23 protein-coding genes are annotated in these 24,421 nt (G+C 66.6%); 9 read left to right on the top strand and 14 right to left on the bottom strand.

The window, feature by feature from the left end; translation table 11 throughout:
- Window positions 1–5 precede the first annotated feature (5 nt).
- The gene (locus ACQP1G_RS31100; RefSeq protein ID WP_433193160.1) at window positions 6–329 is read right to left on the bottom strand and encodes a DMT family transporter; all 324 of its coding nucleotides are present in this window, start codon (window positions 327–329) and stop codon (window positions 6–8) included.
- A gap of 176 nt (window positions 330–505) precedes the next feature.
- Between ACQP1G_RS31100 and ACQP1G_RS31105 the strand changes: the two genes are divergently transcribed.
- Window positions 506–1,183 carry a hypothetical protein gene (locus ACQP1G_RS31105; RefSeq protein WP_433193162.1) on the top strand — a complete coding sequence of 226 codons (678 nt, stop codon included), beginning with the start codon at window positions 506–508 and terminating at the stop codon, window positions 1,181–1,183.
- A 207-nt stretch (window positions 1,184–1,390) separates the two neighbouring features.
- Here the strand turns inward: ACQP1G_RS31105 and argH are convergent, their stop codons facing one another.
- The 3 genes from argH to ACQP1G_RS31120 all read right to left on the bottom strand — a co-directional run bounded on the left by argH (window position 1,391) and on the right by ACQP1G_RS31120 (window position 5,030).
- Entirely contained in the window at window positions 1,391–2,824 is a 1,434-nt protein-coding gene (gene argH, locus ACQP1G_RS31110; protein WP_433193163.1) for an argininosuccinate lyase, read from the bottom strand.
- A gap of 14 nt (window positions 2,825–2,838) precedes the next feature.
- A complete protein-coding gene (locus ACQP1G_RS31115; RefSeq protein ID WP_433193164.1) occupies window positions 2,839–3,726 on the bottom strand; it encodes an SAM-dependent methyltransferase in 888 nt (295 codons plus the stop codon).
- A gap of 101 nt (window positions 3,727–3,827) precedes the next feature.
- Entirely contained in the window at window positions 3,828–5,030 is a 1,203-nt protein-coding gene (locus ACQP1G_RS31120) for an argininosuccinate synthase (RefSeq protein WP_433193165.1), read from the bottom strand.
- A 407-nt stretch (window positions 5,031–5,437) separates the two neighbouring features.
- On the opposite strand from ACQP1G_RS31120, the gene ACQP1G_RS31125 reads away from it, so the two are divergent.
- Window positions 5,438–5,587, top strand: coding sequence for a hypothetical protein (locus ACQP1G_RS31125; protein WP_433193167.1), 150 nt, complete (start codon window positions 5,438–5,440; stop codon window positions 5,585–5,587).
- Window positions 5,588–5,711: 124 nt separating this feature from the next.
- On the opposite strand, the gene ACQP1G_RS31130 is transcribed toward ACQP1G_RS31125, so the two are convergent.
- The 7 genes from ACQP1G_RS31130 to ACQP1G_RS31160 form a co-directional block, all read right to left on the bottom strand.
- Complete coding sequence (locus ACQP1G_RS31130) at window positions 5,712–6,224, bottom strand: arginine repressor (RefSeq protein WP_433193168.1); 513 nt, start codon at window positions 6,222–6,224, stop codon at window positions 5,712–5,714.
- Between the two features lie 58 nt (window positions 6,225–6,282).
- Window positions 6,283–7,275: an ornithine carbamoyltransferase gene (gene argF / locus ACQP1G_RS31135; protein WP_433193170.1), complete on the bottom strand. Its 993-nt coding sequence runs from the start codon at window positions 7,273–7,275 to the stop codon at window positions 6,283–6,285.
- Window positions 7,272–8,486, bottom strand: coding sequence for an acetylornithine transaminase (locus tag ACQP1G_RS31140; protein WP_433193171.1), 1,215 nt, complete (start codon window positions 8,484–8,486; stop codon window positions 7,272–7,274). Before ACQP1G_RS31140 ends, argF begins: the two co-directional genes overlap by 4 nt.
- Window positions 8,487–8,565: 79 nt before the next feature.
- Window positions 8,566–9,498 (bottom strand): acetylglutamate kinase, encoded by a 933-nt coding sequence (argB, locus tag ACQP1G_RS31145; protein WP_433193173.1) that lies wholly within the window; start codon window positions 9,496–9,498, stop codon window positions 8,566–8,568.
- A complete protein-coding gene (gene argJ / locus ACQP1G_RS31150; protein WP_433193174.1) occupies window positions 9,495–10,712 on the bottom strand; it encodes a bifunctional glutamate N-acetyltransferase/amino-acid acetyltransferase ArgJ in 1,218 nt (405 codons plus the stop codon). The genes argB and argJ overlap by 4 nt, the downstream gene beginning before the upstream one ends.
- Window positions 10,709–11,767 carry an N-acetyl-gamma-glutamyl-phosphate reductase gene (argC, locus tag ACQP1G_RS31155; RefSeq protein ID WP_433193175.1) on the bottom strand — a complete coding sequence of 353 codons (1,059 nt, stop codon included), beginning with the start codon at window positions 11,765–11,767 and terminating at the stop codon, window positions 10,709–10,711. The genes argJ and argC overlap by 4 nt, the downstream gene beginning before the upstream one ends.
- 356 nt (window positions 11,768–12,123) lie before the next feature.
- Window positions 12,124–12,897, bottom strand: coding sequence for an ArsR/SmtB family transcription factor (locus ACQP1G_RS31160; protein WP_433193177.1), 774 nt, complete (start codon window positions 12,895–12,897; stop codon window positions 12,124–12,126).
- On the opposite strand from ACQP1G_RS31160, the gene ACQP1G_RS31165 reads away from it, so the two are divergent.
- The 5 genes from ACQP1G_RS31165 (at window position 12,896) to ACQP1G_RS31185 (ending at window position 16,585) form a co-directional block, all read left to right on the top strand.
- Window positions 12,896–13,564, top strand: a complete 669-nt coding sequence (locus tag ACQP1G_RS31165; protein WP_433193179.1) for a hypothetical protein — start codon at window positions 12,896–12,898, stop codon at window positions 13,562–13,564. The genes ACQP1G_RS31160 and ACQP1G_RS31165 overlap by 2 nt on opposite strands.
- On the top strand, window positions 13,564–14,343 hold the full coding sequence (locus ACQP1G_RS31170) for an isocitrate lyase/PEP mutase family protein (protein ID WP_433193180.1): 780 nt from the start codon (window positions 13,564–13,566) through the stop codon (window positions 14,341–14,343). The genes ACQP1G_RS31165 and ACQP1G_RS31170 overlap by 1 nt, the downstream gene beginning before the upstream one ends.
- A 103-nt stretch (window positions 14,344–14,446) precedes the next feature.
- A complete protein-coding gene (locus ACQP1G_RS31175; RefSeq protein ID WP_433193182.1) occupies window positions 14,447–15,028 on the top strand; it encodes a dihydrofolate reductase family protein in 582 nt (193 codons plus the stop codon).
- Complete coding sequence (locus ACQP1G_RS31180) at window positions 15,025–15,366, top strand: YciI family protein (RefSeq protein WP_433193183.1); 342 nt, start codon at window positions 15,025–15,027, stop codon at window positions 15,364–15,366. Before ACQP1G_RS31175 ends, ACQP1G_RS31180 begins: the two co-directional genes overlap by 4 nt.
- Window positions 15,359–16,585: an RNA polymerase sigma factor gene (locus ACQP1G_RS31185; protein WP_433193184.1), complete on the top strand. Its 1,227-nt coding sequence runs from the start codon at window positions 15,359–15,361 to the stop codon at window positions 16,583–16,585. The genes ACQP1G_RS31180 and ACQP1G_RS31185 overlap by 8 nt, the downstream gene beginning before the upstream one ends.
- Before the next feature lie 50 nt (window positions 16,586–16,635).
- On the opposite strand, the gene ACQP1G_RS31190 is transcribed toward ACQP1G_RS31185, so the two are convergent.
- Window positions 16,636–20,037, bottom strand: a complete 3,402-nt coding sequence (locus ACQP1G_RS31190; protein WP_433193185.1) for a phosphotransferase — start codon at window positions 20,035–20,037, stop codon at window positions 16,636–16,638.
- 530 nt (window positions 20,038–20,567) lie between these two features.
- Window positions 20,568–21,059, bottom strand: coding sequence for a pyridoxamine 5'-phosphate oxidase family protein (locus ACQP1G_RS31195; RefSeq protein ID WP_433193186.1), 492 nt, complete (start codon window positions 21,057–21,059; stop codon window positions 20,568–20,570).
- Between the two features lie 62 nt (window positions 21,060–21,121).
- On the opposite strand from ACQP1G_RS31195, the gene ACQP1G_RS31200 reads away from it, so the two are divergent.
- Window positions 21,122–22,102, top strand: a complete 981-nt coding sequence (locus ACQP1G_RS31200) for a helix-turn-helix transcriptional regulator (protein ID WP_433193187.1) — start codon at window positions 21,122–21,124, stop codon at window positions 22,100–22,102.
- Between the two features lie 52 nt (window positions 22,103–22,154).
- Here ACQP1G_RS31200 and ACQP1G_RS31205 read toward each other — a convergent pair whose 3' ends face one another.
- Entirely contained in the window at window positions 22,155–23,336 is a 1,182-nt protein-coding gene (locus ACQP1G_RS31205; protein ID WP_433193188.1) for an epoxide hydrolase family protein, read from the bottom strand.
- 63 nt (window positions 23,337–23,399) lie between these two features.
- Here ACQP1G_RS31205 and ACQP1G_RS31210 point away from each other — a divergent pair, with 63 nt between their 5' ends.
- Window positions 23,400–24,362, top strand: a complete 963-nt coding sequence (locus ACQP1G_RS31210) for a helix-turn-helix transcriptional regulator (RefSeq protein ID WP_433193190.1) — start codon at window positions 23,400–23,402, stop codon at window positions 24,360–24,362.
- Window positions 24,363–24,421 lie beyond the last annotated feature (59 nt).

Consider the following 24,421-nt stretch of genomic DNA (forward strand, 5'->3'; position numbering starts at 1 on the left):
GGATGTCATTGCGCGGCACCGAGTTCCAGCGCCAGGACGCCGAGGATCACCAATGCGATGCCGCCGACCTGGATCAATGAGAGTCGTTCGTCGAGAAACAGGACGCCGATCACCGTGATGGCCGCGACGCCGACCGCTGACCAGATGCCGTAGGCGACGCCGATCGGCATCCCGCGCTTCAGTGCTTGGGACAGGAAGAAGAACGCCGAACCGTAGCCGATGACCACGATGATCGAGGGCACCAGTTTGCTGAAACCTTCAGAGAGCTTGAGGGATACGGTCGCGGTGATCTCGGAGGTGATGGCAAGCGCGAGCAACAGCAGGGTCATCGGCGCAGCGTAAACGGGGCCCGGTGTGGCGATGGCATGCGGTCGCAAGGTTTTGGGTGCCTCGATGACAAGCTCGATCGCGCAGACTCCGATCGCCGCATACCGAGCGGCAGTGACGGTTCTGGCACAGGCGCGGTGTCGCAACACCGCGGCGATAGTAGGGGCGAGGAGGAGCTATGAACGGAGCGTCGATCGCGATCGCGCTGATCGCCGGGCCGATTGCGCTGGTTGTCGTGCTGTTGGCCGTGCTGATTCCGTTGTCGATTCGCGCCGAGCGCGCCCGCCGGGCGGGCCTGTGGCAGTGGGCGACTCAGCATGGGTGGACGTTCGCGGAGAGCTCGCGGCCCCCGTGGATGTCACGCCTGCCCGGACACCGCCGCCAACGCCTCGGCGTGACCCTGACCGGGCAAATCGGTGGGCGCTGGGTGACCGTGGCGGACTATTCGTACGAGACGACGTCGACATCGACCAGCGGGGATTCCACCCACACGACGCCCCATACGCACCGCTTCATCGCGGTCGTGGTGCTGCTGGATCGCCCGCTGCCCGCGGCCTCGGTACGCAGCCGCGGTGCCATCTCCAAGCTCGGCCGGTCACTCTTCGGCGACAAGCCGACCGCGACGGGCTATGAGTTCTTCGATTCGCGATTCCGGATCACCGCGGCCGATCCCGACTATGCCCGGTGGCTGGTGGGCAAGCCATTGCGGGATGCGCATCTCGCCGGGGCAGTCCCCGACTGGAGCCTGGCCGGGCAGGAGCTGCTGATGTATACCCCTGGCCAACTGCGTGATCCGAGAGCGATCCCGGCGCTGGCGGGTCCGCTCAACCAGGTGGCCGACCTGCTGGGTCGTTGATCCACGCACTCGATGCACCAGCCATCCTCGGCCCGTCGACCCAGCGAAACAGCCGCCGGGGCGGCGGAGCTGGATCAAGATCAGGTGGAGCTGACGGCTGCTCGGACCGATGCCGCTATGGCTTCCGCCTGATCTTGATCGCCGCCGCGGCTCGCTGCACATCGCACAGTGAAACCACCAGCGGCTCAGCGTGCGTCGCGGAGAGGGTCAGCGAACCGGCTGAGCGAACAAGGTGCGCAGCTCGGCGACCGTGTTGCGGATCTCCTCGAGTTGCGCTGCGACCTGCACCCCTGCGGTCCCGCCGCGGGCATTGCGAGAGGCGATCGAACCCTGCACCGTCAGCACATCGCGGACCCGCGAAGTCAGCGCGGGGTCGACGGCGGCGAACTCTTCGTCGGTCAGCTCGTCCAGCCCGACGCCACGCGCCTCGGCCGCGCGCACGCACGCACCTGCCGCCTCGTGCGCGACGCGGAACGGAACACCCTGCCGAACAAGCCATTCGGCGATATCGGTAGCGAGGGTGAAACCGGCGGGCGCGAGTTCGGCCATGCGGTCGGTGTGGAAGGTCAGTGTCGAGACCAGGCCCGCGATCGCCGGGAGCAGCAGTTCCAGTTGGGCGACCGAGTCGAACAGGGGTTCCTTATCCTCCTGGAGGTCCCGGTTGTAGGCCAGCGGTTGGGCTTTCAGGGTCGCCAGCAGTCCGGTCAGGTTGCCGATGAGGCGACCGGCCTTGCCGCGGGTGAGCTCGGAGACGTCCGGGTTCTTCTTCTGCGGCATGATCGACGAGCCGGTGGACCAGGCGTCGGCGAGGGTGAGGTAGCCGAATTCCGGTGTGCTCCAGATGATCACCTCTTCGGCCATCCGGCTGAGATCGACCCCGATCATGGCGAACACGAACGCCGCCTCGGCCGCGAAATCACGGGAGGAGGTGGCGTCGATCGAATTGGCCGCGGACGCATCGAAATCCAGTTCGGCCGCAATGGCTTCCGGATCCAGTCCGAGCGAGGAACCGGCCAGTGCGCCGGAACCGTAGGGCGATACCGCCGCCCGCTTGTCGAAGTCCCGCAACCGGTCGATATCGCGCAGCAGCGGATGTGCGTGCGCGAGCAGATGGTGCGCGAGCAGCACCGGCTGCGCGGCCTGCAGATGTGTCTTGCCCGGCATCACCGCATCCGGATGCGCGGCGGCCTGGGCGACCAGCGCGTCGACGATATCGAGGAGTCCGGCAGCGATCCGGCGGGCCGCATCGCGCAGCCACATCCGAAAAAGCGTGGCCACCTGGTCATTGCGCGAACGTCCCGCCCGCAGGCGCCCGCCGAGTTCGGCGCCGACCCGATCGATCAGACCGCGCTCCAGTGCACCGTGTACATCCTCATCGGCCTCGGCCGGGGCGAACGCACCCGAATCCACGTCCGCCGCAAGCCGATCCAGTCCGGCCAGCATGGCGGCGAGGTCGGTCTCCGACAGCAGCCCGGCCTTGTGCAGCACGCGCGTATGCGCCTTCGACGCGCGAATGTCGTAGGGAGCCAGCGCCCAGTCGAAATGGGTCGACTTGCTCAGCGCGGCCATCGCCGCGGCCGGTCCGGACGCGAAACGTCCGCCCCAGAGCGCCCCTTCGTTGGTGCTGCCGCTCTGCGTCATCGTGTGCTGTCTCCTCAGGGTCGTCGGGCGGTGAATAGAATGTCGGTGTTCAGGCGGGCGGCGGCCGCTTCGGGTACGTCCCGGCCGCGGCTGCGCAGCACCTCGGCCGGGGCGGCGCGGAACACCGTCCATCCGTGTGCGGTGAACCAGTCGATCGGATCACTGCGGCCCTCGTCGGAGTACCACAGTTCACCGACATCGACCGTGACGTCGACCCCAGCGGATCGCGTCTCCTGCAACGCCTTCACATCCGGTGCGGAACCAGATGAGCGGTAGATCGCGATGCGGCTGCCCGGTGCGCTCGACGCCACGATGTTGTCGAACAGCCGGTCCTGGACGTCCGCCGGGAGGTAGCGCAGCAGCCCTTCGGCGAGCCACGCAGTCGGCGCAGCGGGGTCGAACCCGTTGTCCCGCAACGCCGCTGGCCAATCCTGGCGCAGATCCACTGCGATCGCGCGGCGCTCTGCCGCAGGCGTGCAATCCGCCAGCGCGATCTCCTTGAACTCCACCACCTTCGGCAGATCCAGCTCGAAAACCGTAGTCCCGATCGGCCATTCGAGCCGGTAGGCCCTGGCATCGAGGCCCGCGGCCAGGATGACGATCTGCCGGATGCCGTCGGCGGCCGCGTCCTGGAAGTAGTCGTCGAAGTAGCAGGTGCGCGCGATCAGGGCGGAGATGATGGGCCCCATCGCCGCCATCGCGGCCTCTTCGAGAGCCGGGACGTCGCCGCGCACGATGCGCGTCCAGAATTCCGAACCGACCGCGGTTACCAGCACTTCGGCATACGGGTCATGGAACAGTGCATCCGGGCGGAGGCTTTCGGCGGCTCGCATTGCCGCGACGCCGAGGGCCGTGGCGCCCACGCTCGATTCGATATCCCAGCTGTCGTCGTCGGTCCGCATCGCGCTCCCTTCGGGTCGGCTACCTCTGCGCCGACCCGTTCGAGCCTAATGGCCACTGCCGGACGTCGTCCGTACTCAGCCCGCGCGCAGGCGAGGCTCGTCTACTTCTGGTTCAGGTCGCGCCGCGCAGCGACCTTGGAGGACAGGCCGTGGATCTGCACGAAACCCTTCGCGAGGGACTGGTCGAAGGTGTCGCCCTCGTCGTAGGTGGCCAGGTTGAAGTCGTAGAGCGACTGCTCGGAGCGGCGGCCGTTGACGACGACGGAACCGCCGTGCAGCACCATCCGGATCTCGCCGGTGACGTGCTCCTGGGTTTCGGCGACGAACGCGTCCAGCGCACGCTTGAGCGGGGAGAACCACAGGCCGTCGTAGGCCAGCTCGCCCCAGCGCTGCTCGACCTGCCGCTTGTAGCGGCCCAGCTCGCGCTCGATGGTGACGTTCTCGAGTGCCTGGTGCGCGGTGATCAGCGCGATGGCGCCGGGTGCCTCGTAGATCTCGCGGCTCTTGATGCCGACGAGTCGGTCCTCGACCATATCGAGACGTCCGACACCCTGGCGGCCGGCACGGTGGTTCAGTTCGACAATGGCGTCGAGCACGCTGACCGGGCGACCGTCGATGGCGACCGGCACACCCTTGTCGAAGGTGACGATGAGCTCGTCCGGCGCTTCGAAGTTGACCGTCGGATCCGAGGTGTAGTCGTAGACGTCCTTGGTCGGCGCGTTCCAGAGGTCCTCCAGGAAGCCGGTCTCCACCGCGCGACCCCACACGTTCTGGTCGATCGAGAACGGCGACTTCTTGGTGACATTGATCGGGAGCTTGTTCTCCTCGGCGAAGGCGATGGCCTTCTCCCTGGTCCAGGCGTAGTCGCGAACCGGCGCGATCACATTCAGATCGGGCGCGAGCGCGCCGATGCCGACCTCGAAACGCACCTGGTCGTTGCCCTTGCCGGTGCAGCCGTGCGCGACAGTGCTCGCGCCGTGGAACTTGGCGGCCTCGACCAGATGCTTGACGATGAGTGGGCGGCTGATCGCCGACACCAGCGGGTACTGGCCCATATACATCGCGTTGGCCTGGATGGTCGGCAGGCAGTACTCGTTGGCGAACTCGTCCCGAGCGTCGACCACGATCGCCTCGACGGCGCCGCAGTCCAGCGCGCGCTGGCGCACCACATTCATGTCCTCGCCGCCCTGGCCCAGATCGATGGCGACCGCCACGACCTCGGCGCCGGTCTCCTTGCCGATCCAGCTGATCGCAACGGAGGTATCGAGCCCACCGGAGTAGGCGAGTACGACGCGCTCGGACATGTCTTTGTGCTCCTCGGTTTCGTGCGTATCCGCGATGTCTGTATATCTACCGTGCCCGCCTCCGCGAGCGGCCGACGCGGCCCCACCCTGCACGCGCCGATTACGCACGTCAGGCGGACCGCGCCAGTATGCAAATGATTATGCACGACGATGCAAGCCCATTCACACCCGGGTCCGAGTTCCACCTTGCCGGTAGCACCCCCGCCCCACTGGACCCGCGCCGAGCCTAGTCATATTGCGCGTGCCCGAGCCAGCACATGACTCATCTCTGTGCCACCCATCCGGCAAGCCCCATTCCTCTCCTGCCGGGAACCACTGCTCACCACCGAATTCCGCCTCTTGGCACCCCCTTCCACCTATGTCACGCTTGATCCGGTAACTATCGGAGCGGGCAAAGGACGGACCCCATGCTGCACCTCATAGCAGGAGAATTCAGCACTCTCGGCAACGGCGTCCTCGACATCGGCCGCGCCATAGTCGATCTCATCCAAGACATCCTCGACATCGGCACCCCAGGCGCCACCCCCCACAGCGGCGCCCAATACCCCTTCGGCTAACCCAACTCGCCCCATGCAATGGCGCATATCCAATATCTGCCTCGCATGCGGCATGCCGTATGCGAGGCAGACGTTGGATCTGGGTCACCAAGGCTGGTCATGACGGCGGCCGAACGCCGACGGCTCAGGCGAGGGCCTCGATCTTGGCGGCCAGTTCGGCGCCGGTGAAGGGTTCGCGGGCGATGACGGCGATGGTGTCGTCGCCTGCGATGGTGCCGACGATGAAGGGTAGGGCTGCGCGGTCGAGCGCACTCGCCAGGTAGTGGGCGGCGCCCGGTGGAGTGCGCAAGACGGCGATGTTCCCGCTGGCGTCGGTGGACACCAAGAGGTCGCCGAGGAGTTTGGAGAGGCGGTCGGTGCCGCCGGTGACGCCTCGGACCGGGCTGCCGTCCTCGGGCACCACGTAGACGCCGGCACCGCCGTCGGCGGCGCGCAATTTCACCGCGCCGAGCTCATCGAGATCACGCGACAACGTCGCCTGGGTGGTTTCGATGCCTTCGGCAGCGAGCAGGGCGGCCAGTTCCGTCTGGCTGCGGACCGCGTGCGCCGTGAGCAGTTCGATGATGCGGGACTGACGGCCCGCTCGGGTGCGGGCGATGGCCGGGGCGGATTTGCCCGCGTCGGGTTGGACGGTCATGAGCGCGCCTCGTCGGTGTATCCGGCCGCGATCGCGGCGCAGGTTCGCGCACAGTCGCTCACTGCGTCCCACCTCGTTTGGCCAGCAACCACACCAGCAGCGCCTTCTGCGCATGCAGTCGATTCTCCGCCTCGTCCCACACCACACTGTGCGGTCCGTCGATAACGTCGTCGGTGATCTCCTCGCCGCGGTGCGCCGGAAGGCAGTGCAGCACAACGACATCCGGCTGCGCCTTGGCCAGCAGGTCGGCGTTGAGCTGGAAGGGACGGAAGGGGCCGACACGGTCGAGGCCGTCGTTTTCCTGCCCCATGGAGGTCCAGGTGTCGGTGACGAGGGCGTCCGCGCCCGCCGCCGCCGCGACCGGATCGCCGGTGAGCGTGATGGTCGCACCGGTCTCGGCGGCGCGCTTGCGTGCGGCCTCCAGAATCCACGGCAGCGGCTCGAAACCCGCTGGGGCGGCGATGGTTACGTTCAAACCGGCGGTCACGCCGCCGAGCAGCAGCGAATGCGCCATATTGTTGGCGCCGTCACCGAAGTAGGTGAGGTTGCGGCCCACGAGGCTGCCCTTACGCTCTGCCAGAGTCTGCAGATCGGCGAGCACCTGGCACGGATGGAACTCATTGGACAACGCGTTCACCACGGGAACCGTTGCGGTGATGGCCATTTCGTCCAGGCGCACCTGTTCGAAGGTCCGCCACACGATCGCATCGACGTAGCGCGAGAGCACCCTGCCGGTATCGCCCAGTGTCTCCTCGCGGCCGAGCTGGGTGTCGCGGCCGTCGACCACCACCGCGTGGCCGCCGAGCTGAGCGATGCCCATTTCGAAGGAAAACCGCGTGCGGGTGGAATTCTTCTCGAAGATCACTCCGACCCCGCGCGGCCCTGCCAGCGGCTTGTGCGCGAACGGATCCTTCTTCAGTTCCGCTGCGAGCGTGAGGATTTCGGCCTGCTCGGCGGGTGTGACATCGTCGTCCCGCAGAAAGTGGCGGATACGCCCACCCGTCTCCCGGCCGCCACCGCTCATGTAATCGCTGCGCGATGCTGTACTCATTTGGCCCCCTTGACGTCCGCGATCGCACCGTCGAGTATCTCGGGCAGATCGCCGACGAAGTTGTCGGACTGGGTCTCGGTGAGCACCAGTGGTGGCGCGAGCCGAATGATGTTGGGCTTGGGCGCATTCACCAGATAGCCCGCCTCCCGCGCCCGATTCTCGACCTCGGCCGAAATATCGTCGGTCAGCACGATACCGAGCAGCAGTCCGGCGCCCCGCACATGATCGATGAGCGGATGCTCGAGCAGTTCGATGCCATCGCTGAGCCGCTTGCCGACGGATTCGACGTGCGCGAGCAGATCGGTCTCATCGATGGTCCGCAAGACCGCCAAAGCCGCTGCGGCACATACGGCATTGCCGCCGAATGTGGTGCCGTGCAGGCCCGGGGTCAGCAGGTCGGCGGCCGGTCCGGTGGCCAGCACCGCACCGATCGGCAGCCCGCCACCGAGCCCCTTGGCGAGGGTGATCACATCGGGCACGATGCCGAATGCCTGGTGCGCGTAGAACTTTCCGCACCGACCGATCCCGGTCTGCACCTCGTCGAGCACCAGCAGCGCACCGTGACGTGCGGTGATCTCGCGCGCCCGCACCAGGTAGTCGATGGGCGGCACGACAACGCCGCTCTCGCCCATGATCGGTTCGAGGAATACCGCCGCGGTATCCGCGTCGACGACCGCTTCCAATGCCGCCGCATCGCCGTAGGGCACATGCACGACACCGGGCGGCATCGGCTCGAACGGCGTGCGCTTGGCGGACTGCCCGGTGAGCGCGAGCGCGCCCATGGTCCGCCCGTGGAAGGCCTCCTCGGTCGCGATGATCTTGGACCGCCCGGTCAGCCGCGCCATCTTGAACGCCGCCTCGATGGCCTCGGTGCCGGAGTTGCAGAAGAACGCGCGACCGTGGCCGTCGCCGAATTCGCCGTCGCCGAAGTGCGCGAGCAGCCGCTCGGCCAGTTCGATGACCGGCTCGTTGGCATAGATATTCGAGGTGTGCCCCAGCGTGCCGAGCTGCTGGGTGACCGCTTCCAGAATCGCCGGATGGGCATGGCCGAGGCTATTGACCGCGATGCCGCCGAGGAAGTCGACGTAGCGCTTGCCGTCCGCGTCGTAGACCACCGCACCCGCGCCGCGCACCAGCGCGACCTTGGGCGTCGCATAGTTCTTCATCAGCGCGGCGGACCACCGCTGTTGCAATTCCGCTGTCTCGCTCATGACTCCGCCTCGCTGGCGCTCGGCTCCGTCACGACCGACAGGTCGGCTGTGTTCATTGTTCGCTCGCTGCGCTCGCTCATCATTTCGTTCCGTTCAGTGTGTCCACCGCGCTCATGGGGAGCGGGGCGGGCGTCACCATCGTTCCGATTCCTTCTCCGGTGAACAGTTCCAACAGCACCGAATGCGGGACCCGACCGTCGATGACATGTGCAGTCGGCACCCCGCCCTGCACGGCGCGCAGGCAGGCTTCCATCTTGGGCACCATGCCCGCATCCAGGCGCGGGAGCAACTCGGCCAATTCGGCCGCGTCGATGTGCGAGGTGAGCGACGAACGGTCCGGCCAGTTCGTGTACAGGCCCTCGACATCGGTCAATATCACCAGCTTCTCCGCGCCGATGCCCTCGGCGAGTGCGGCGGCGGCGGTGTCGGCATTGATGTTGTGCACCACACCGTCGGCGTCCGGGGCGATGGTCGATACCACCGGAATGCGGCCCGCGTCGATGAGGTCGAGTACCGCGTCGGCATTCACTTCGGTGACGTCGCCGACCAGACCGATATCGGTCGCCTCACCGTCGACATCGACGGTGCGCCGGGTCGCGGTGAACAGCCGCGCGTCCTCACCGGAGATGCCGACCGCGTACGGGCCGTGCGCGTTGATCAACCCGACCAGCTCCCGGCCGACCTGACCGAACAGCACCATCCGCACCACATCCATCACCTCGGGCGTGGTGACGCGGAAACCGCCGCGGAATTCGCCTGCCATGCCGAGCTTTTTCAGCATCGCGCTGATCTGCGGTCCGCCGCCGTGCACCACCACCGGATGCACGCCGACAGTGCGCAGGAACGCCATATCGGCGGCGAAGGCCTGTTTGAGGTCCGCGTCGATCATCGCGTTGCCGCCGTATTTGACGACCACGATCTTGTCGCGGAACTTCTGCAGCCACGGCAGTGCGTCGGCGAGGACGTGTGCCTTGTCCAACGCCGAAAGTTCCTGCACCGCTTCGCTGGTCATGAGCTGTAGGCCGAATTCTCTTCGACGTAGCCGTGTGAGAGGTCGGTGGTCCGCACAGTGGCGGTGCCGTCACCGACATTCAGTTCGATCCGCACCTCGATATCGGCGCCGGACAGATCGACCTCGCGCGCGCCCGGCGCGCCCACGCTGTCGACGCAGACCGGATTGCCGTTGAACGACACCGAGATCCGGTTCGGATCCAGGGTGATCGGGGCGATGCCGACGGCGGCGAGCACCCGGCCCCAGTTCGGGTCGGAACCGAAAAGCGCGGTCTTGACCAGGCTGTCGCGGGCGACGGCGCGCGCTGCGATCAGGGCCTCGTCCTCGGAGACCGCACCGGCGACGGTGATCAGCACCCGCTTGGTCACGCCCTCCGCATCGGCCATCAGCTGTGCGGCCAGATCGTCGCAGACCGCGAGGACGGCCGCGTCCAGTTCCTCCTGGGAGGGTGTGACCGCGCTGGCACCGTTGGCCAGCAACAGCACGGTGTCGTTGGTGGAGCAGGAGCCGTCGACGTCGAGCCGGTCGAAGGTGAGCCGAGTCGCGTTGCGCAGCGCGCGATCCAACTGTTCGACGCTCGCGGTGGCGTCGGTGGTGAGCACCACCAGCATGGTCGCCAGTGCGGGCGCGAGCATGCCAGCACCCTTGGCCATGCCGCCGACATTCCATTTGTCGCGGTGATGGAAGGCTGCTTCCTTGGGCACGGTGTCCGTGGTCATGATCGCGTATGCCGCATCGAGACCGCCGGACAGGCCACCGCCCATCTCGTGCACGATTTCGGTGACGGCCGGGATCACCTTGTCCATCGGCAGCCGGTCGCCGATCAAACCGGTTGAGCAGACCGCGATTTCGCCCGCGCCGGTTTCGGTACCCCAATTGCTCAAGGCCTTGGCCAATTCCTCGGCGGTCTGGTGGGTGTCCTGGAAGCCGCCGGGACCGGTACAGGCATTGGCCCCACCGGAATTCAGGATCACCGCGCGCAACCGGCCGCCGGTGAGCACCTGCTGCGACCACAGCACCGGTGCGGCCTTCACCTGGTTGCGGGTGAACACGCCCGCGGCCGCGTACTCGGGGCCCTCGTTGAATACCAGTGCCAGATCGGGCTTTCCGCTGGCCTTGATGCCCGCGGCGATCCCCGCCGCCCGGAAGCCGAGCGGTGCGGTCACGCCCTGATTCCGGACCAGCTTGCCAGCCAGGGTTTCGATCGTCGTCACGGTGCCACTCCTACGGTGGAAAGTCCTGCGGTCTCGTCGAATCCGACGGCCAGATTCATGGATTGCACCGCGGCGCCCGCGGTGCCCTTGGTCAGGTTGTCGATCGCGCCGATCACCACGAGCTGCCCCGCATCGGCATCCACCGCGACCTGCAGGGCGACGGCGTTGGAGCCGAGTACCGAACCCGTCTGCGGCAGTGTGCCTTCCGGTAGCAGGTGCACGAATGGTTCATCGGCGTAAGCCTTTTCATAGACCGCGCGCGCCTGCTCGGCATCGACTCGGGTCGGGGCGGTGCACGTCGCGAGAATGCCCCGCGGCATCGGCGCCAAAACCGGGGTGAACGATACGGCGACGTCGGTGCCACCGGCGGCCTTCAGGTTCTGCGCGATCTCCGGGGTGTGCCGATGCGCGCCGGCGATGCCGTAAGCCCGCACCGAACCCATCACCTCCGAGCCGAGCAGGCCGACGTCGAGTTTGCGGCCCGCGCCCGAAGTGCCGCTCACCGCAACCACATTCACCGTCGGCTCGATGATTCCGGCCGCGATCGCCGGCGCCAGCGCGAGGCTGGCGACCGTGGGATAGCAACCGGGAACGGCGATCCGGCGCGCGCCGCGGAGCTGTTCGCGTCCGCCGGGCAGTTCCGGCAGCCCGTACGGCCAGCTGCCCGCGTGGGCGCTGCCGTAGTACTTCTCCCACGCCGACGCATCGGTCAGCCGGAAGTCGGCGCCGCAGTCGATGATCACCGTGGATTCCGGCAGTTGCTGTGCGATGGCGGCAGACTGTCCATGTGGCAGGCCGAGGAAGACGATGTCGTGACCGACCAGCTCGTCGACCGTGGTCGGCGCGAGCACTCGATCGGCGAGCGGTAGCAGATGCGGCTGGAGCTCCCCCAGCGTGCTGCCCGCATTCGACCCCGCGGTCAGCGCACCGATGACGAGGCGCCCGTCGCGGTAGGCCGGGTGGCCCAGCAACAGACGCAGCACCTCACCACCGGCGTATCCACTCGCACCGGCCACCGCAACCCGCAAAACCGGGTTGCCCGACGAATCAACCATGTGATGATTATGCACGATTATGCAAGCTCATTCATCAATGGGGTACCCCATCACCCGGCTGGACCCCGGTGACCAGGCCGTTCCATTACCGCCCGGGCAGTAATACCCAGGAACAATCCATCTCAATCGGGTTTGATCAGATTCGGCTCTGCCCCAGCGGGCGATGGGCCGCAATCCCAACACCGTGGTGGCGACCACGGTCGGGCCAGCTCCAGCACCATCAGACCGGTGCTCGTCGCGACCAGGGTTACGGCCACGGTGATCGGCAGTCCGGCCAGGGCGTAGAGCCCGAGTTGGGCACGCTCCCGGGCCGAGGGCAGGTTCGCTCCGTGCGGGACGAAGCGTCCGCTCAGCCGTCAGGCGACCGTTGCGGGATCGATGCCGAGCGCCTCCCGCAGGCCGGTTTCGCCCTTCGGGGTGAGTCGGACGGCGCGGCCGGATCCGACGCGCCGCAGCCAATCCAGGCCCTGCAAACGGCGGCACAGCTGTGCTCCTGCGGCGCCGCCGAGGTGGGTGCGGCGTTCGGTCCAGTCGAGACAGGGGCGCACGACCGGGCGGCGAGTCGCGTGCAGTGCCGTCGCGTCTATGCCCATCGGCCCGGTGAGCCACGCCGCCCCGGCCTCGGTAAGGGCGAAGCCGCCTTCGTCGTCGAGTAGGTCGCGTTCGATCATCGCATCGGTGATCGCGACGCCGAGTCGGCCCGCGAGGTGGTCGTAGCAGGTTCGGCCGCGGGCGAGGGCAACGGCGGCGGCGGACGCGCGCAGATTCGTCACCTCGGGTTGCGACGGCTGCAGGTGCGTGACCATGGTTTCCAGCAACTCGGCCACCTGCGGACTCGCCAACTGGACGTAGCGGTGCCTGCCCTGCCGGCGTTCCACGAGCAGGCCGCCGTCGAGCAGCCGGTTCAGGTGTTCGGTCGCGGTGGATGGCGCGACTCCGGCATGCCGGGCCAGCTCACCGGCCGTCCAGGCACGGCCGTCCACCAGGGCCAGGCACATATCGGCTCGGGTGCGGTCGGCCAGCAGGGTGGCCAGTCCGGCCAGTTCGGCTCCTCGGGTGTGCACCACACCATGATCGCGCCGGGTTGTTTCGGCGGCCACCGAAACGTCCGCGGGATACGGTCGCGACATGAATCTGATCACCGAGCCCGATCGGGTGCGGGAGGTTTTGACCAGTGCGCCGATGCCCGCGGTACCGCGGACCGCGCAATCTGTCGGCATCGGTTGGCTGCGTGCCACGGTCGCTCGATTTTGCGATGGCCTCGACCATGAGCGGCGGCGGGCGCTGGTCGTCGCGGAATTGGCGCGACTGTCACCGGAGGTGCTGCGCGAACGGGTCCGGACTGTCGAGGGTGAACTTCCCCATGTCCGGGTGCTGGCGCAAGCCCTTGGGATTCAGGACATCTCGGTATCGGCGGTCGCTGTTGCCGCCGCGCACTACCAACCCCATGAGCCCGACAGCGCCGAGGCGGATCGGGCCGTCGCCGAGTTGGTCGCCGCCTGTGGCGCAGTGGCCGATGAGCGCACGGCCGCGCGGATCAGTCTGCTTATCCAGGCCTGTCAGGCGACCGGTGCGCTCGTGGACAACGCGCGTCGATTCGAGGGCACGGGTACCGCGGACGAGATCATCGCGCGCACGATGGTCGAGGATCCACCGGTGCGCCGCACTCGGCGTGTTGTCGAAGGGGCACCGGTCGAAGTCGACCTCACGGGCCTGGGATTCGGTGCGGGGCCGCATATCTGCCCCGGTCGCGACCACGCCCTCGCCATGGCCGCCGGAATTATCGAGAGGTCCTGATGAACAAGACGAAGGCTTTTCACGAACTGCATCACCGCGCCGAGCCGCTGGTGCTGCCCAATGCCTGGGACTTCGGCTCGGCGGCGGTACTCGCCGCCGAGGGGTTCGCAGCCGTCGGCACCACCAGCCTCGGCGTCGCGGTGGCTGCGGGGCTCGCCGACGGAGCCGGTGTCACACGCGATGAAACACTCACGCTGGCAACGAGACTCGCGCGGTTGCCGGTACCGGTCACCGTCGATATCGAGGGCGGATTCAGCGAAGATCCCGCGGCCGTCGCCGAATACGTCGCGCAGCTTGCCGGTTTGGGTATCGCCGGGGTGAATCTCGAGGATGGGCGGGCTGATACAGCACTGGCAGATCGCGGGCACCAAGCGGAATTGATCGCCGCGATCAAGTCCCGTGCGCCCGAGTTGTTCGTCAATGCCCGGGTCGATACGTATTGGCTACAGCTGGAACCGGATTCGACGCTGGCTCGTGCCGAGGAGTACGCGCAGGCCGGTGCCGATGGGGTTTTCGTGCCGGGAGTGACCGATCCGGCGGAGATCGGCCGGATCGTCGCGGCGGTGCCGTTGCCGATCAACATGTTGTACTCGGTAACCGGGCCATCGATCGCAGAACTCGCGGCATTGGGCGTGCGACGGATCAGCACAGGATCGCTGCTGTATCGGGCGGCGCTGGCCGGGATCGTCGATGTCGCGCGCGCGGTCCGCGACGGCGGGGCCATCCCGTCCGGAATCCCCACCTACCGCGAAATCCAGGCCATCACGGGCTCGGAGTAATTCGTCCGAAGAAGTTCTGTCGACGATGTCGATTCGGCGGGAAGCCGTTCGTGTAGGGGGTGAAGCCGGTAACGGACCGGCCAGCGACAGGAAGGACTTCGTTATGAGCAAGATCACCGCGGTCGAGAACATCACCCTGGACGGCGTCATGCAGGCACCCGGCGGGGCCGATGAGGACAGCCGGGACGGTTTCCGCCACGGCGGCTGGGCGCATCGCTATCACGATCCCGTGCAGGCCAGGGTGATGGGCGAACATATGGCGACCCACCACGGTGCACTGTTATTCGGACGGCGGACGTACGAGGACTTCTACGGCTTCTGGCCACATCAGACCGACAATCCGTTCACCGAGGTGCTGAACAAGACCGAGAAGTTCGTCGCATCCCGGACGCTGACAGCGCCGCTGCCCTGGCAGAACTCCACCCTGCTCGGCGACGATATTGTCGCCGCGGTGACCGAGCTGGAGCAGGATCTCGTGGTGCTCGGCAGCGGCGATCTGCTGCAAACATTGATGCGTCACGATCTCGTCGACAAGTATCTATTGCTGATCCACCCGATCGTGGTCGGCGGCGGACGGCGACTGTTCGACGGCGTCGACGTCGGCGAACTGCGGCTCGTCGGCAGCGTCGCGACCACCACCGGCGTGGTGATCGCCACCTACCAGCGGGATGAGGAGAAGCGATGAAGCAGTATCTGCTCAGCATCTACCAGCCCGACGACGTCGCGCCGCCGGACAATCTCGACGAGATCATGCGCGATCTGCAGGCCGTCAACGACGAGATGCGGGCGGCGGGCGCATGGGTTTTCGCCGCTGGACTGCATCCGCCGAGCACCGCCACCGTATTGCGTGCCAGCGCCAACGATGTGCTCATCACCGACGGGCCGTACGTCGAAGGTAAAGAACACATAGGCGGATTCACCGTGATCCAGGCGGCTGATCTCGATGAGGCACTCGAATGGGGGCGCAAGGTGGCGACGGTGGTGACCCTGCCGATCGAGATCCGGCCACTCACCGATGGCTGAAGTCACCCCGGCGGTGATCGAGGACGTGTTCACCGAACATTACGGCCGCGCGGTCGCCAGCCTGATCCGCGTCTTCGGCGATATCACCGTCGCCGAAGACGCGGTGCAGGATGCCTTTACGACCGCGGTGCAGCGCTGGCCGTCGGACGGACTGCCGCCGAGTCCGCCCGGCTGGATCATCACCACGGCTCGCAATCGGGCCATCGATCGCTTGCGCCGTGAGGCATCGCGGGACGACCGGCATGCCGAGGCCGCCCTCCTGCACACCGGCGACGAACCGCCCGATTCCGGTGCGGTACAGGATGATCGGCTCCGACTGATCTTCACCTGCTGCCATCCCGCCCTGTCCCGCAACGCTCAGGTCGCGCTCACACTACGACTGCTCGGCGGGTTGACCACCCCCGAAATCGCCCACACCTTCCTTACTTCCGAGTCGACGATGGCCCAACGACTCGTCCGAGCCAAGGGCAAGATCCGCGACGCACGAATTCCCTACCGGGTCCCCCGCGATGCGGACCTGCCCGCCCGGCTGCACGCCGTACTGGCCGTCATCTATCTCATTTTCACCGAGGGCCACACGGCCAGCTCCGGTGATCGGCTCGTGCGTACCGACCTGTGCGTCGAGGCAATCCGCTTGGGGCGCTTACTCATCGAGCTGATGCCCGATGAGCCCGAGGTACCCGGACTGCTCGCGCTGATGTTGCTCACCCAATCGCGCCGTGCCGCCCGCACCGCCCCGGACGGTTCACTCGTGCCGCTGGCGGAACAAGATCGTCACCGCTGGGATCGCACCCTCATCGCCGAGGGCCACGCACTGGTTCGAGAGTGCTTGCGCCGCAACCAACCCGGCCCCTATCAGATCCAAGCGGCAATCAACGCGGTACACGCGGACGCCCCGAACGCGCAATCCACCGACTGGCAACAGATCCTACGTCTATACGACCAGTTGGCCGCCGTGGCACCGAGCCCGGTGGTGGCACTGAACCGGGCCGTAGCAGTCGGCGAAGTCGAGGGGCCAGCGGCGGCACTCGCCCTCCTCGACACCATCGATCTGCCGAATCACCATCTGTACCACGCGATCCGCGCCGACCTGCTACGCCGACTCGGCCGCAACACAGAGGCGATAACCGCCTACGACACCGCCATCACCGGTACCGAGAACACCGCCGAAAAGACTTTCCTCCGACACCGACGCGATGAACTCGCCTCAGCGAACTAGCGGAGCCAGCAGCAGTTGATCGGCTCGACGACCGCTGCCAGCGAGACACCTCAGCGCCAGGACCTCAACACCATCTCGACCAGCGCAGGATCGACCGCTTCATCCTGCCCCCAGATCGCCCGCGCCGCTTGCAGTTTGCCAACCAGACTGGCAACCAGCGCCCCCGCCGCCTCCGCTGTCACGTGCCCTTCAGCCAGCACCTTGGCATAGCGCACCGAGTCGACAAGAACGGATTTGACCCGCTCATGATTCAAGTACGTCTGCAGGTCACGCTGCCACGAACCTCGCGTGGCCACCGGCTCGGCGGCGGTCCACGCGGTCAGGAACGCCTCGCGTTCGTGCAGCAGGTAGGTCATTTTGTGTAGATGGGTGGCCACGTCGTAAAGCGGGTCGCCGAAGAGCGCGAGCTCCCAATCTATGAATACGACCGCGTGGTCGCGAATGATCATGTTCTTCCGATGCACATCGGCATGCAGCAGTCGAAACGGCCTCGGCTCGAGTGTGTTCCACGCATCGACGACGTCGTCGAGCGGTCGTGCCGGCACTGCGAGACGCGCATACAACTCACCGAACGCCGCACTGCTCTCACGATGGACACGGTCGGTGATGTCCGACAGTCGCCGCGCGAAAGCCACCGGATCCTCGGCTCGCCCTACCGAACTCGGCGGCAGCAGCTCGGGCGGTATTCGGCGCAGCTCCGCGAACAGCACCGCGACATCGCCCGGCACATGCACGGGAACGGGCGCACCGCGTGGCGCGATCCGGTCCAGCACCTCCCCCTCGACGTATTCGTGGATTTGATACGTGGGTTCCGCGGACTCCCAGCGCAGGCGCGGCGCGGCGGTCACGAACGGCTCGATGGTGCGCAATACCGCCGCCTCGGGCCATATCCGCAGATCCATCACGTCGGCCCCGTCGACCGGGATCCGTACGTTGACCACTCCCATGGCGCCGCCGACGCGAACATTGTGGTTGTAATACCCCGCCGACAAATCGGTTCGCGCACCCGCTTCGCGGTAGTAACCATCGCCATCGACGCCCAGTACCCGCGCAATCAACTGCTGGGCGCCCAGGTCCAGATTCCGATCCGGTGTCGGCGGCCGCATTCGCGGGCGGGCTTGTGCGGCCGCCAGCGCGATATCGGGCTCGATCCAACCGAATAGCGCGAGCACCGCACGCGCGAGGAGAACCAATCCCGGATACACATTCGCCGCTTCCAGTTCGGCCACTGCCCACCGGACGCTCTCGACGGCGTCGACACGCATACCTCGCCGCGCGAACACACCGGCGCGGAACAACTCCGCCCTGGCCCGACCGGAGCGATAACCAGCCCGCTGCAAAATCTCGCAGGCGTCGGTCAGCGCGCGGTCCGCAGCGTCCAGATCGCCGAGTGAAAGCTCGGCCACACCGAGTGCGGTGTAAGCCTTTCCGAGTTCGTGCAGCGCGCCGAGCTCGCGCTGCATGGAGATCGCCGTTCCGGCGGCGGCAACGGCACGCGCGGGATCGGTCAAAGCCAACAGTTCGGCCAGGTTGGTTGCGATATTGGCCTGTCCGACCACACTTCCGGCCGCCCGATAATGCGCATCCGCCTCGGCCAAATACCGTGCGGCCGTTTCGGTGTCGAATGACAAACGGTAGGTCAGATGCCGCAACCGGGCCACATCTCCCAGAAAGTCGCGATCATCACGATCGGCCGATGCGACCAGTTCGTCGCACAATTCGAGCGCTTGCGCGAAACGTCCCTGGCACATATGCAGATCCGCCGCCCACTGCCCGGCATTCAATCGCGTTCGACCCGCGCCGCGCGCCCACACGGTCGAATAGATCGACAGTGCTTCATCCGTAGCACCCAGTATGCGTCGCGCATTCGCCGCCGCGAGTGCGAGACGTTCCGCGACCGGACCGGTTCGGGCCAGGTCGACATGGCGGGTCAAGCGGTCGGCTTGCTGTGCATCGCCGAGCAGGACTGCCGCCTCGGCCTCCAGGCACCGGGTGAGTTCGGATAGCTCCGCCATATCTGCCAGGGTGTCACGCGGCTGGCGTAGAAAGCTGTCCAAATCGCTGAGTACGCCCTCGATCCCCTGGATTCCGCCCGCGGCTTCGATCCGGTCGACGTACTCCAGCAGGGCGGCGGCATCGAGGATCCCGGCTCGAACGCCGTGATAGCCCGCCTCGCGTAGTGCCGACAGCCACCCGCTCGGCCTTTCCGCGCGCGCCCGCCACAGGTCGTGCAGCGTTGCGTGCAACACCGACCGCACGTCGGCGTCCAGCCGATGACGCAACGCCGTGACCATCAACTGGTGCAGTTGATACCGTTCTCCGTCACCGCCCTCGTCCGCCGCATAGACGAAGGAGTACGCGATCAACGACTTCCACGCCGTGAGATGGCCAGGAAGCCCGAATTGGCCTGCGATGACGGTGAATATCTCGACGTCGAACGTGCGCGGCAGGCTGAGCAGTTCCAACGTCCGGACCTCGTCCGGCCGCACGTGCTGAAGAAACCGTTCCAAGATTGCTTCGGGTGAGACCAGAGCCGCTACCGACGTGCCCTCGATCCGACTCCGAGCATCGATCGCCAAGTGGAGATAGAACGGAACCCCGGCGCTCGACACCGCGATCGCCTCGCGCTCGTCCGCATCATCGACACCGGAGGAGTCCAACAGTTCGTATCGCGCCGCCATCGGCAGGTCGTCGACCCGTACGGAATGCACCCGTGCGGCCCATTCGGGATCGTATCGCTCCCAGCCGAGCGGCTCCCGACTCGCGATGACGATAAGCCCGGTGTTCAACTGGGCCACGACATCTCGCAGCCAGGCATCCGAGGCCGCGACCCGGCCCTCGCGATCGACGCCTCCCATCAGTGCCTCATAGGCATCGAGGAATACGACATACGGCTTCTTACCCGCCGTCGCGGCCTTCAGATCCTCCGCGAAGAGATACGACACTGCGGCTTCCAGATTGCCGAGGCTCAGTTGATCGAGCTCCTGCAGGATCGGATCGTGTCGGATCCGGTGCGTACGAACCGCGCGCCGAGCACCCAATTCCAATAGCCGCGACGCCGTGCCGAAAACGGGAATCCCGGTGGCGTCGTTGAGGATTTCGGTAAGGACCTCACTGTGTTCGGCCAATGCCAGCGACTCACGGGTCAGTCGCAAATGGGGATGTAGACGCTGCCACAGCACCGCGCATGCGATATCGAACCGATGGAACTTGATCTTCTGGGCCCCGAACTGCGTCCGCAGCACTGCCAACCCGTCGGCTGCCTGACGCTGACTCGGCACCTGTAGATCCAGCACCGCCGCCGGATGCCGCTTTGCGACCCGCGAACGCAATTCCGTCACCAGACGCGATTTGCCGATACCTCCGACGCCGCTCAGCAGCAGCACCCGGGGCTGGCCCGTGGACTCGACGAGCAACTCGTCGAAGGCCGCCAGTACAGTTTCCCGATCCACGAATGGACGCCGAGTGGCCCCCGGCTGAAATCGCGCGGCCAACACCATCTTTGCGTTCCCCCTCGCATCGAGCACTGCCTGGATTCTGTCAGACGGTAACAGGGCTCGTGACGAGATATTGCGGCGTTCGGGCGTCGAGATATCAACGGGGCGAAGGGGATCGGGGAGAGGAGCGTGTCGTCACGACCGGCCGGGCCGTCGCCGCGGGCGCCGAGGGACAACTGCGCATCGGCTGCGCGGAGAGCATGACCGCGGGGACTGCTGGCACCGGTCCTGCGTACCTGGCATCGGCGTCACCCGGGTATCCAGCTCGCATTGACCGAACTGTCGAGTGCCGACGCCCTCGCCGAACTGGCGGCATCGAGCCTCCCGGTTCCGACATCGATCGCAGCCCAGCTCACCTCGCGGTGACACACCGCCCGGACCAGCCTCCGCTACTACCACGGCAGTCCGACGACGGCGGCGACAGAGTTCGAAGCAGGCGCGTTAACGTGCTCGCGCACGAGGAGTCCCGTCTGCTTGCACACCGCTCAGTGCTTGCGCACCACTCGCTCCCCCCGCCCCGGCTTCCAGATGGTGATGTCCAGGTGATCATTGTTGACCTCGACGGTGGAGGCGCTGGTCAGGTCCGCGATGTAGAAGTGGTCGAATGTTTGGTCGCGGATATCGAATTCGGTCTCGTCGAACAGCTGCTGCGCGAACCGGGCGTGCACCTGCTTGTCCGGAAGGTCGACGACGGTGCCGAACAGCTTCGCGTCACCGTCGCCGACCTGGGTGTCGACCGTGGCGGTGTGCAGGCAGAACCGCGGGTCGCGGGCGAGGTCGTTGAACTTGGTGGTGTTCGGCATGCCCACGATCACCAGCATCCCCTCGAAAATCCGTGGTTCGACCGGGCTGATGCGCGGGAAGCCGTCGGAGCGCAGGGTACCGAGCATGCAGAGATTGCCGGTGGCCTTGTGCCGACGGGTGAACACGGTGGCGATGTGTGGCGCTTCTTCGGTGAACTGGCTCCATGTGGTCATGCGGTCGACGGTACGAGACAAACCTGACATCTTCTGTCAGGTTTTATGACTAATCTCGAATCATGCGAGCGAGCAGACTCGTGCAGCTGTTGTTGCTGCTACAGACCCGCGGGCGGAGCACAGGACCGGAGCTCGCGCGCGAGCTCGAGGTGTCGGTGCGCACGGTCTATCGCGATATCGAGGCGCTGTCCGCGGCGGGCGTGCCGATCTACAGCGAACCGGGACGGGCGGGCGGCGTGCGGTTGGTCGACGGGTACCGGACCCGGTTGACCGGTCTCACCACCGAGGAAGCCGATGCGGTATTGCTCGCCGGACAGCCCGCCGCAGCAGCGGATCTCGGACTCGGCACGGTGCTGGCGACTGCGCAGCTCAAGGTGCTCGCCGCACTGCCGCCCGAATTGCGTGGCCGGGCAACGCGAATCGCGGAGCGCGTCCATGTCGACGCTGCGGGCTGGTTCCATCGGGCCGACGAAACACCCACGCTGACAACGGTTGCCGACGCGCTGTGGCACGATCGGCGACTGAACATCGGTTACCAGCGCAAGGATCGCGCGGTCGAACGCCGACTGGATCCGCTCGGCCTGGTATTGAAGGCCGGGACTTGGTACCTCATCGCGCGCGACGGGTCGGCCGTACGTTCCTATCGCGTCGGTCGGATCGCCTCCGCCGAGCAGACCGGCGAATCATTCACGCGCCCAGAAGGTTTCGACCTTGCCGCACATTGGTCGGAGTCGGCCGATGATTTCGCGCGCTCCATGCTGCGGGTGCGGGCACGGTGCCGGATCGCGGCGTCGCAGCTGCGGCTGCTGCGGATTATGCACGAACCCGCCGCGGTCGCCGAGGCAATGGCCTCGGCGACGGCACCCGACGCCGAGGGGTGGGTCGAGGTGACGATCCCCTCGGAGTCCTATGAGGTCCTGGCGAGCGCGATCCTGCCGCTCGGCGAATTCTGCGAGGTCCTCGACCCGCCCGAACTCCGTGACCGGCTCGCCGCAACGGCGTTCGCCATGGCCGAGCGCTACCGACGCCCGCCCCCATCCTGAGCCTGCGCACCCCTTACAACTACGGGTGCGCACCGTTACGACGGGCGAGATCTCAGCGCAGCGGGCGGAAGAAAGCGCGCACATCGTCGGTCAGCAGATCCGGTGCTTCCATCGCCGCGAAATGACCACCGCGGTCATATTCGGTCCAGCGCACGATATTGTGCTGCTGCTCGGCGATCACGCGAATGGAATTGTCACCGGCGAATACCGCCGCCGCCGTCGGCACACCGGAATTGCGCAATGCCATCCCCCACGAGTCCCCCTCCCCGTACAGCCTGATCGAGGAGACGAAGGTCTGGGTGAACCAATACAGGCTGATATTGGTCAGCAGCGCGTCGCGATCCACCGCCTCGTCGGGCAGTTCGATCGACGGATTGGTCCAGCGCTGGAAGATATCGACGATCCAGGCCAGCAGCCCGGCAGGTGAATCGTGCATGCCGATCGCCAAGGTTTGCGGGCGACCGGCCTGCACCATCGCATAGCCGTATCGGGTGTAGCTCTCGCTGCCGGTGAGTTTGTCCAGCTTCGCCTGATCCTCGGTGCTGTACTCCGGTTCCGTTGCGGCCCAAGACTGTTCATCACCATCGCTGTCACTCCAGGTTGGCAGCGTGATCGGCCCGTTCACATGGATGCCCAGCATATGGTCGGTGGCGATCCGTCCCAGTTCGGTCGAGACGAAGAAGCCCGCGTCGCCGCCCTGCGCCCCGTACCGGCCATAGCCGAGCCGCGCCATCAGCTTCGCGACCACCTGCGCGAATCGCTCGGTCGAACCATCCCCGACCTTCGGCCCGGCCTCCGAGAACGCGAATCCGGGCAGTGACGGGATGACCAGGTGGAATGCGTCGGCCGGATCACCGCCGTATGCCCGTGGATCGCTCAAAGGTCCGATCACATCGAGGAATTCGACGAACGAGCCGGGCCAGCCGTGGCTCAGTACCAGCGGCACGGCATCAGGTTCGGGCGAACGGACGTGTAGGAAATGCACGTGCTGCCCGTCGATATCGGTGACGAACTGCGGCAGCTCGTTCAGCCGCGCTTCGACTGCCCGCCAGTCGTATTCGGACCGCCAATACTCGGCGAGGTCCTTCATATACGAAATCGACGCGCCCTTATCCCAACCGGCGCCGGGGATTTCATCCGGCCACCGGGTATTCGCCAGCCGGGCGTGCAGATCGTCGATCCGCGCCTGCGGGATGTCGATGTGGAAGGGGCGGATGTCCTGTTCGGTGCTCATGAAGACGACGCTATGACCCGCTTAGGACAGAGCCGTTCCTAAGTTGCTGGCATTCTGGATTTCGTGTTGAAGACCTCGGCGCGACTGCTCGAACTGCTCGCCCTGCTGCAGACCCACCGCGACTGGACCGGGACCGAACTCGCCGAACGGCTCGGCGTCACCGCGCGCACGGTCCGTCGCGATGTGGAACGACTGCGTGAGCTCGGCTACCCGGTGCACGCCACCCAGGGCACCGCGGGCTATCGGCTCGGCGCCGGGGCCGCGCTGCCGCCGCTGCTGCTCGATGACGAGGAGGCCGTGGCAGTGGCGGTCGGATTGCGCAGCGCGTCGGACGGCACCGTGGCGGGCATCGAGGAGGCATCGCTGCGCGCGCTCACCAAACTCGAGCAGGTGCTGCCGCCGCGGCTGCGGCACCGGGTCCGCACGCTGCGCGGTGCGACGGTCCGGGTCGGCACACCGGATTCGACGGTCGAACCGGATACCTTGATGGCCGTCGCCGAGGCCTGCCAACGGCACGAGCGGCTGCGCTTCGACTATCGGGCGCACAGCGGTACCACCACCCGCCGCTCGGTGGAGCCGCACAGCCTGGTGCACTTCAGCAGGCGCTGGTACCTGGTGGCCTGGGATATCGACCGCGGCGATTGGCGCACCTTCCGAGCAGACCGGGTGACACCGCGCACTCCCACCGGCCCGCGCTTCACCCCGCGCGAACTCCCGGAAGGCGATGTCGCGGCCCACCTTTCGCTGCGACTGTCGTCCCGAGCCTGGCCATTTCAAGCAATTGCCCTGCTGCACAAGTCCGCCGAGGATGCCACGGCGAACGTCTGGCCCGGTATGGGCGTCATCGAGGCTGTGGACGACCACAGCTGCCAACTCCACGTCGGTGCGGACACTCCGGAGGCACTGGTCTGGATGATCACCTCCACCGATATCGACTTCACGCTGCTCAGCGGTCCGCCCGAACTCGTCACCGCCATCCGAGCCCAAGCCGACCGCTGCACAACCGCCCTCCGCAACTTCCAGTAACCCGCTCCCTCCTCCCAGCGCGCCGCCGAGAGGAGTCAAAGGGCTGATGCGAGACACAG

Origin of the sequence: Nocardia sp. CA-107356 (assembly GCF_050946365.1) — a bacterium.
Lineage (GTDB): Bacteria > Actinomycetota > Actinomycetes > Mycobacteriales > Mycobacteriaceae > Nocardia.

Coding starts and splice junctions, on each gene's coding strand:
- argB (WP_433193173.1), bottom strand. CDS start 9,498: ATGACCAGCGAAGCGGTGCAGGAACTTTCGGCGTTGGACAAGGCACAC.
- ACQP1G_RS31165 (WP_433193179.1), top strand. CDS start 12,896: ATGAATCTGATCACCGAGCCCGATCGGGTGCGGGAGGTTTTGACCAGT.
- ACQP1G_RS31160 (WP_433193177.1), bottom strand. CDS start 12,897: ATGTCGCGACCGTATCCCGCGGACGTTTCGGTGGCCGCCGAAACAACC.
- ACQP1G_RS31200 (WP_433193187.1), top strand. CDS start 21,122: ATGCGAGCGAGCAGACTCGTGCAGCTGTTGTTGCTGCTACAGACCCGC.
- argC (WP_433193175.1), bottom strand. CDS start 11,767: ATGGTTGATTCGTCGGGCAACCCGGTTTTGCGGGTTGCGGTGGCCGGT.
- ACQP1G_RS31175 (WP_433193182.1), top strand. CDS start 14,447: ATGAGCAAGATCACCGCGGTCGAGAACATCACCCTGGACGGCGTCATG.
- argH (WP_433193163.1), bottom strand. CDS start 2,824: ATGACGCAGAGCGGCAGCACCAACGAAGGGGCGCTCTGGGGCGGACGT.
- ACQP1G_RS31120 (WP_433193165.1), bottom strand. CDS start 5,030: ATGTCCGAGCGCGTCGTACTCGCCTACTCCGGTGGGCTCGATACCTCC.
- ACQP1G_RS31100 (WP_433193160.1), bottom strand. CDS start 329: ATGACCCTGCTGTTGCTCGCGCTTGCCATCACCTCCGAGATCACCGCG.
- ACQP1G_RS31105 (WP_433193162.1), top strand. CDS start 506: ATGAACGGAGCGTCGATCGCGATCGCGCTGATCGCCGGGCCGATTGCG.
- ACQP1G_RS31170 (WP_433193180.1), top strand. CDS start 13,564: ATGAACAAGACGAAGGCTTTTCACGAACTGCATCACCGCGCCGAGCCG.
- ACQP1G_RS31125 (WP_433193167.1), top strand. CDS start 5,438: ATGCTGCACCTCATAGCAGGAGAATTCAGCACTCTCGGCAACGGCGTC.
- ACQP1G_RS31180 (WP_433193183.1), top strand. CDS start 15,025: ATGAAGCAGTATCTGCTCAGCATCTACCAGCCCGACGACGTCGCGCCG.
- ACQP1G_RS31130 (WP_433193168.1), bottom strand. CDS start 6,224: ATGACCGTCCAACCCGACGCGGGCAAATCCGCCCCGGCCATCGCCCGC.
- ACQP1G_RS31195 (WP_433193186.1), bottom strand. CDS start 21,059: ATGACCACATGGAGCCAGTTCACCGAAGAAGCGCCACACATCGCCACC.
- ACQP1G_RS31140 (WP_433193171.1), bottom strand. CDS start 8,486: ATGAGCGAGACAGCGGAATTGCAACAGCGGTGGTCCGCCGCGCTGATG.
- ACQP1G_RS31205 (WP_433193188.1), bottom strand. CDS start 23,336: ATGAGCACCGAACAGGACATCCGCCCCTTCCACATCGACATCCCGCAG.
- ACQP1G_RS31185 (WP_433193184.1), top strand. CDS start 15,359: ATGGCTGAAGTCACCCCGGCGGTGATCGAGGACGTGTTCACCGAACAT.
- ACQP1G_RS31115 (WP_433193164.1), bottom strand. CDS start 3,726: ATGCGGACCGACGACGACAGCTGGGATATCGAATCGAGCGTGGGCGCC.
- argF (WP_433193170.1), bottom strand. CDS start 7,275: ATGAGTACAGCATCGCGCAGCGATTACATGAGCGGTGGCGGCCGGGAG.